This window comes from Nodosilinea sp. P-1105, from assembly GCF_012911975.1.
GTDB lineage: Bacteria > Cyanobacteriota > Cyanobacteriia > Phormidesmidales > Phormidesmidaceae > Nodosilinea.
This window is the reverse complement of sequence record NZ_SMDQ01000160.1, coordinates 1-1,318: the sequence shown is the minus strand read 5'-3', so window position 1 is coordinate 1,318 and position 1,318 is coordinate 1. Positions and strand designations below refer to the sequence as shown.

Annotated in this window: 1 protein-coding gene; it reads right to left on the bottom strand. The window is 53.0% G+C overall.

Features of this window, described 5'->3' with window-relative positions:
• Positions 1-36: 36 nt before the first annotated feature.
• Positions 37-1,248 carry an IS256 family transposase gene (locus tag E1H13_RS26505; protein ID WP_169617955.1) on the bottom strand — a complete coding sequence of 404 codons (1,212 nt, stop codon included), beginning with the start codon at positions 1,246-1,248 and terminating at the stop codon, positions 37-39.
• Positions 1,249-1,318 lie beyond the last annotated feature (70 nt).

The following is a 1,318-nucleotide window of genomic DNA, read 5'->3' as shown; positions in this document are numbered from 1 at the left end:
GGGTTTGTAAAGTAGTTTGTGTCAGATATGGGATTGCTACATAGGGAACCTGCCTTCAAACTCAATGGCAAATCGATTCAAGGCCCCCTTCCAATCACGAATCGGCATCGTCCATTTTTTCGAGACATTCGCAATCGCCAGATAGATCACCTTCATGGCAGACTCGTCAGTCGGGAAGGAGCGGTGGTTTCGCAGGACTTTACGCAAGGTCATATTCAGAGACTCAATGGCATTGGTGGTGTAAATCGCTTTGCGAATGTCATCGGGGAAGTTGAAGAAGGGAATAATCCTCTCCCAATGGGCCATCCAGGATTTACTGATAGTGGGATAGCGAGCGTCCCATTTCGCTGCAAAGTCCATTAGAGCCGCCTCTGCGTCAGTAGCCGTCGCGGCACTGTAGATGGCTTTGAGATCAGATGCAACCGCTCTGCGGTCTTTGTAGGAGACGTAGCTCAGTGCATTGCGCACCAAGTGGACGATACAGAGTTGCACCCGTGTGTGCGGAAAGACCGTTTCAATCGCTTCAGGAAAGCCAGTGAGCCCATCCACGCAGGCGATGAAGATGTCTTTCACCCCTCGAGTTTGCAGCTCGGTTAGCACCGAAAGCCAGAACTTCGAGGATTCATTCTCCGTCATCCACAGCCCCAGTAGCTCCTTGCGACCGGCCAAATTGACGCCTAAGGCCAAGTGGACAGCCTTATTGATCACCCGCCCGTCCTGGCGCACTTTGACCACCAGGGCATCGAAATACACAATTGGGTACACCGCATCGAGACTCCGGTTTTGCCATGCCTTGCGCTCTGCTTCCACCGCCTCGGTCACTGTTGAGACTAGGGTGTGGGAGACGTTGACCCCATAGAGGTCTTGCAACTGCCCCTGGATATCACGGGTGGTCATCCCTCGGGCATACAGCGACAGAATCTTGCCATCAAAGCCGGTAAAGCGGGTCTGGCCTTTCTCGATGAGCTGGGGCTCGAAGGCTCCGTTTCGGTCGCGAGGAATGCCGATCTCCGCTTCGCCAAACTCCCCCTTTATCGTTTTCTTGCTCGTCCCATTGCGGCGATTCTTGGGACGGTCGGCTTCGGGCTCGGCTTTTTCCTCAACCAGGTGATGGGTTAACTCGGCACTCAAGCAGCGTTCGATGAGGGCTTTGGTCAGTTGCTTGACGATACCCTCTCCGCCCATCAAGTCGTCAGGGCATTGGTAGTCTTTGAGTAACTCGTCGATTAGTTCAGGTCGAAAGGTCATTGGGCTTACCTTTGGTAGTTAGTTCATTAGATCCTGTTTTGACCTCTGACACAAACTAATTTACAGTCCC